Annotated in this window: 6 protein-coding genes; 1 reads left to right on the forward strand and 5 read right to left on the reverse strand. The window is 57.7% G+C overall.

Annotated elements, in window-relative coordinates:
- Window positions 1–314: chorismate synthase (locus JI62_RS12140; protein ID WP_141101325.1), on the reverse strand; the 314-nt coding region annotated here is incomplete at its 3' end.
- A gap of 13 nt (window positions 315–327) precedes the next feature.
- Window positions 328–1,287, reverse strand: a complete 960-nt coding sequence (gene prmB / locus JI62_RS12145; RefSeq protein ID WP_088700416.1) for a 50S ribosomal protein L3 N(5)-glutamine methyltransferase — start codon at window positions 1,285–1,287, stop codon at window positions 328–330.
- Window positions 1,288–1,463: 176 nt separating this feature from the next.
- Here prmB and JI62_RS12150 point away from each other — a divergent pair, with 176 nt between their 5' ends.
- Window positions 1,464–2,033, forward strand: a complete 570-nt coding sequence (locus JI62_RS12150) for a Smr/MutS family protein (RefSeq protein WP_088700417.1) — start codon at window positions 1,464–1,466, stop codon at window positions 2,031–2,033.
- Window positions 2,034–2,037: 4 nt separating this feature from the next.
- On the opposite strand, the gene JI62_RS12155 is transcribed toward JI62_RS12150, so the two are convergent.
- From JI62_RS12155 to JI62_RS12165, 3 genes are all read right to left on the reverse strand, one after another.
- Complete coding sequence (locus tag JI62_RS12155; RefSeq protein ID WP_088700418.1) at window positions 2,038–3,069, reverse strand: patatin-like phospholipase family protein; 1,032 nt, start codon at window positions 3,067–3,069, stop codon at window positions 2,038–2,040.
- Between the two features lie 14 nt (window positions 3,070–3,083).
- On the reverse strand, window positions 3,084–3,986 hold the full coding sequence (locus JI62_RS12160; protein WP_088700419.1) for an alpha/beta fold hydrolase: 903 nt from the start codon (window positions 3,984–3,986) through the stop codon (window positions 3,084–3,086).
- A gap of 272 nt (window positions 3,987–4,258) precedes the next feature.
- Window positions 4,259–6,025 (reverse strand): ABC transporter permease (locus tag JI62_RS12165; protein WP_088700420.1); only part of this gene is annotated, 1,767 nt, incomplete at its 5' end.

Raw genomic sequence — 6,025 nt, forward strand, 5'->3', positions numbered from 1 at the left:
GCGGGCCGGAACTGCTCCTTGATTTTTGAGTAGTCGTTGGAGCGCTGGTCGGTATTCTCGATTAACAGGCCGATAGAGGTGCCGGTGGTCTTACCTTCAAACACCCCAGACAGGATCCGCACCTGATCAGGCTCTTTGCGCTGGGTGGTGTGTCGTGAACTACCCGGTCTGCGGCGATCTAGATCGTGCTGCAAATCGTCTTCGCTTAACGGTAGTCCAGGCGGGCAGCCATCAACGATCGCGCCGAGCGCAGGACCGTGGCTCTCACCGAAAGTAGTGACGGTAAATAGTTTGCCAAACGTATTGCCAGACATGGCGGTTAGTTCCTCACAGGAAAGACGCCGCATGGGCGTCGAGTTCAGCGGCGCTCAAGGCAAATACGCCCTGGCCGCCACGCTCGAATTCAAGCCAGAGGAAAGACACGTCGGGAAACGCGGCTTCCACATGGCGATCTGAGTTGCCGACTTCTACAATCAGCCAGCCCTCATCGGTTAAGTGCTCCCGCGCTTCGCGCAGTATGCGCCGCACAATATCCAGGCCATCGCTACCTGCCCCCAGCGCTAACGAGGGTTCATGGCGAAACTCAGCAGGCATGGTGGCCAGATCGCGGGCATCCACATAGGGCGGGTTGGAGACAATAAGATCAAAACGCCGACCTTCCAAGCCGCTGAAGACATCCGACTCCACCGCTCGCACCCGGTCACCCACGTCGTGGCGGGTAATATTTTGCCGTGCCACAGCGAGGGCGTCCTGGCTGATATCGGCCAGCGCCACTTCGCAGGTGGGTAAATAGAGCGCTGTAGCAATGCCGATACAACCAGAACCGGTGCATAGATCCAGCACGCTAGCGGGCGGCTCTTCGGGGAACCAGGCGGCAAAGCCATCTTCAATCAGCTCGGCAATCGGCGAGCGCGGAATCAGCACTCGCTCATCAACGCTAAACGGGTGACCAGCAAAAAAACTTTCGCCGAGCAGGTAAGGCAGCGGACGGCGGGTGGTAACACGCTCCCGCGCCAGAGCAATAATCCGCTGGCGTTCCACGGGCAGAAGCCGCGCTTCTAACACACTGGGGTCAATATTCCACGGCAGATGCAGCGCGCCTAAGCAGAGCGCCACCGCCTCATCCCAGGCAGAGTCAGTACCATGGCCATAGTGCAGGCCCGCCAGATAAAACTCGCTGGAGACCCAGCGCAGGTAGTCGCGTAGCGTAAAGAGCTGGCTCACCAGCAACGACTCCGACAGGGAAAGGGTTGAGTGAGAGTGCTCAACATTAAGATGCGTGGTCACAGCGGCTCCTGGTTAACGATAATCGCGACTGCAGGCAATAGAGCCTGAGCCATATGACGAATAAAAGATTGTACCTTTCACTTCCTCCGGTTCACAGCAACGCTCAGCCCGCTATACTGTGCTTCTTTAACTGATTCACCTTTGCTATCCCCATTTTTCTGCCACCCGAGCCTGATATGACGCGACACCGCCACCTGCCAAATGATGACGATATCAGTGCCTTCCGCGACGCCTTGAAGGCGGCGGGGGTACGCCCTATCGCCACCAATCAGGCTGACCCTGGCAAACCCAAGCGCGACGTTAAGGCTCATGAAGCGCGGCGCAATGCGGCGGTTGAGAGCAGCGCCCCTCAATCCAGCGGGCGCACTTCGGATGGCCGGGTGGAAGCCGTACGCCCCTCCGAGTATCTTGAGTTCAGCGTGCCTGACTTGCCGTGGCGCACGTTTAGCCAGTTAAAACGCGGCCAAACGGCGTGGCAAGCGGGACTCGATCTGCATGGCTATACGCTGGAGGAGGCGCGTGCGGAGTTAGAGAGCTTTTTACGCGATTCGGCTAGCCAGGGTCTGCGCTGCGTATTGGTGGTGCACGGCAAAGCCTGGGGCACTACGGCGGATTTTCCTGTGCTCAAAAGCCATACCAACGCTTGGCTGCGGGAGTGGCCGGGGGTGCTGGCGTTCTGCTCGGCCATCGATATCGACGGCGGCACCGGGGCGGTCTATATATTACTCCGCAAGCGGGGCCAATAGCCCTCTACTCGGTTGCGTCGGACGCAATACTGGGCATGCGTCGCTCCAACGCTTCATCCGCCAAATGACGGCCAAGCCGAATCAAGTCTCGGCCCCGGTAAAATTCATAAGTGCTACACACCGTTTTGGGGATTTCGATCAGCACATCGGGCGGGTACCCGGCCACCTTATACTTGGCCAAAGCCGCCTGGGTAATATCAAACGACTCCAAAATCATATCGAGCTTGCTCCACTCGCGCTTACCACGCGCTTCAGTGCTCTCTTCTAACGCTTCGTCGTCGCTCTCGACATTAGCACCATCGCCATTAGCCCCCAGCCCTGCCCACAGTTTTTGCGTAGCGGCACGCACATCGCCAATCCAACGGCCCATGCGTTGATCACGGTCAATCTCGCTTTCGGTGCGGCTATCGGCTGTTTCCTCCTCTTTAGGCAGTAACTCCTCTAAGGTGACTGGCAACGGGCTATGGGCAGTCACATTAACTGCGACCACAAAATCCGCCTGGTGGGCGGCTACCATAGGCATGATCGGCAGTGGATTGAGCAGCCCGCCGTCCACCAGCACCTGCTCGCCAAGATGAACCGGGGTGATAACGCCCGGTACGGCCATGGAGGCACGAATCGCCTGCAGCAACGGGCCACTTTGAAACCACACTTCCCGCTGACGCACCAGGTCTGTCGCTACCGTAGTGACGGGGATCGGCAGGTCTTCAATGAGAATATCGCCGACCAGTGCTTCCAGTTTGCTCATGACTTTGCTGGCACGCATCGGACCCATAGAGTTCCAGGTGACATCCACCAGTTTGAGCACATCCAGGTAGTCGAGTTGACACACCCAGTCGCGGTATTCAGGTAGCTTACCTGCGGCGTAAATACCGCCGATCACGGCGCCCATTGAACACCCGGATACCGCAACAATCTCAAACCCTCGCGCCTCCAGCGCTTCAATCACACCGATATGGGCGTAGCCGCGGGCGCCACCGCTGCCCAGCACCAGTGCGACCTTTTTGCCGCTACTCAAATATGCCAATTCATTCATACTACGTTCCTTCCCTAGACGGAACCGGAGTTACCCCAGTGACCGCCGATAACCGAGGCAACTTGCGCCACTGCTCTGGGCTCCAAGTGTAAATGATGGCCGCCGCTGAGCACCTGACGGGTTAACCCTTTGACCACTTGCCGCGCCTCTTGGGCCCATTTTCGTTCCCCCAAAATCCCCTGCTCTCCTTCAATTAATAGCATCGGAGCGTTAATGGCTGCCAGCAGTGATAGCACCTGTTCCGGGGTAAAGCGCACCAGGGAAGGCTTCAGTAGCCGGCTGTCAGTGCGCATTTGCACATGGCCATCGGCGGTAGGGCGGGTATTACGCTCCACCAACGGGGTTGCCGTGATGCTATCCAACGGCGTGACCCCACCAGCAACCCGTGCGGCAACGGCACTCTCGATATCGGGGTAACGCGGTGCCCGCGAAAGCGGCCGACGATAGGCGATTAACCCCTTGCGCAGTTGACTAGCGGTCTCTTCAATGGGCGTATTGAGCGCCCCGAGCCCATCAATCAGCGTTAATCGCTCGACGCGTTCAGGTAGTGAAGCCGCGAGCAAGCAGGCCACTGCCGCCCCCATGGAATGGGCCAGTAAGCTGGTTTGCTCAAGTCCCAATGACTCCATGGCATCCAATACGTCATGGCAATAGTCCCATAGGGCATAGTCACCGCCCTGTGGCGCGTGTGCCGAATGGCCGTGGCCGCGAAAATCCAACGCCACAATACGAATATCCAACGCCTCGACCAACAGCGGGGCTAACCGAGTAAAGCTGGCTGCATTATCCAGCCAGCCGTGTAAAGCCAACCAGGTTGGGGCGTCAGAACGCCCCCAGCTCAGCGCCCCTAGGCGTCCTTGAGCAAGGGAAAGCGGCTTTGGCGCAACACAGTGCGTCGCTGGAGTGTTTTGGGGCATAAATAGCAGTCCTGAATAAACAGCTAATGATCCGAAATGAACGGTCGCGTCACTGGATCAGCAAGATGACGGCGCAGACGACAAACGTTACCATGCTAGGCATATTTTACTTCAACCTTGTACTTAACACTGTACTTAACCCCGTACTTAACACTGTATTGGTGCCGTTATGAAACCACGTCGTGATACTCGCGCCCGTAATCTGGTCTTTTTTGTTGCTGTCATCAGCGCTACTGTTGTCGGCTTTTGGCTCGCCAAATAAGCTGCTATCACTAGGCCTCCCCTAACAGCCCCAGACTGGCTGCCGGTGCTTGACGACGCAAACCGCGCGAAAGCGCATGTCCAATGATACCGATCAACAGCGCCCCGCCAATGGGCAGTAAAACCCATAGTCCCAGATGCAAACGCGGGGTGAGATCCAGCAGGTAAATATACAGTACGGCCGAGGTTAGCTCTGCCAGCATCGCGCCCATCAAACCGCTGGCAAAACCCAACAGCGCGTATTCAGCCCCCTGAACCCGCGAAATCATCCGGCTGCCTGCGCCAAATACGCGCAGCAGACCGCTTTCATGGGCGCGCACCGGAAGGCTTGCGGTCAGCGCGGCGTACAACACGCTAATGCCTGCCAGTAGCACCAAAGCGAGCACCAGCTCTACCGCCCGGGTGACCTGAGCGAGCACATCCCGCACCTGGCCTAAAATCGCATCCACGTTAAGTAACGAGACGCCGGGGAAATCGGTAATCAACTCTCGAATAAGCCCCTGCTCTGCCGCCGGTAGATGAAAAGCGGTAATATAGCTATGGCCAAACTGCTCCAGCACGCCCGGCGGGAAGATGACAAAGAAGTTAGGCTGAAAACTATCCCAATTCAGGCTGCGCAGGCTGGTGATTTGGGTAGTGATTTCGTCGCTACCTACCGAGAAGGTCATCTCATCACCAATGCTTAGCCCAAGTCTTTCGGCGAGCCCGTCCTCCATGGAAATGGGCACCGGAGCCACCTGCTGCGTTGCATCGACAGCGCTCATCCAGCCTTGGCTTTCATCGCCCTGCTCAGTGCCAACGTTACTGCCCAACTGGATTGACGTGAACCACTCGCCTGCCACCACTTGGTTGCCTTCTGGCAATTCTGATTGCCAAGTAAGGTTGAGTTCGCGACGCAGTGAGTTGTCACCCCGCGCATCCGGCGGTACGGCGTCTCTCGGCGGCTGATCATTAATCGCAATCACCCGGCCACGCACCATCGGGTAGAGCGTGCTTTGGGTTTCCACTCGCGGCGAGATCGCGGCTTCAAAGGGGTCACGCTCAGAGGGCTGAATATTGATAGCAAAATAGTTGGGCGTATTTTCGGGCAGTTGATCCTGCCATGTGCTTAGCAAATCGCCACGCACCAACACAATCATCGCCATGGCAAAGAAAGTCACGGAAAAAGCCAGCAATTGCCCCAGCCCCGCTTGACGCCTGCGCGCCAACTGGCGGCCACCGAGCCTCAGCGCCTGTGACCACTCATTACGTCCATAGAATCGCTGCACAACGCGTAATAGGCCGCTAAGTAGCAGCGCGCTAATCATCCACAGCACACCCAGCAGAAGCGCACCACCGATTAACAACCCAATCGCCAGTGGCAGACTGCCCGAATAGAGCCAAAGCAGCCCGCCAAACACGACACTCGCTACGCCCACGACCAGCCAAGCCGAAGGTGGCAGTGGATCAAGCTCACGACGCAGTACTTTTAAGGCGCTGACTTGCTTGATACGCAGCAGCGTTGGCCCTGCAAAGCCAACTAACACAGCAAGGGCTGTGAATACTCCTAGCCCCAGCGGCATCAGCCCCGGTGGCGGGAGCGTCATGGGTAGAAAGCTCACCAACAGCCAAATCAGTACCGCTTGGCCCAGCAGCCCAAGTAGCGCCCCAATCACCGCCGCTACCAGTGCCAAACCGAGTAACTGAAGGGTAAAAATGGTCACTAACTGACGCTGACTGGCACCAAAGCAGCGTAACAGCGCAGCGGTATCCAGGTGACGCTCCACATAGCGGCGGGG

This window comes from Halomonas campaniensis, assembly GCF_002211105.1.
Taxonomy (GTDB): domain Bacteria; phylum Pseudomonadota; class Gammaproteobacteria; order Pseudomonadales; family Halomonadaceae; genus Vreelandella; species Vreelandella campaniensis_A.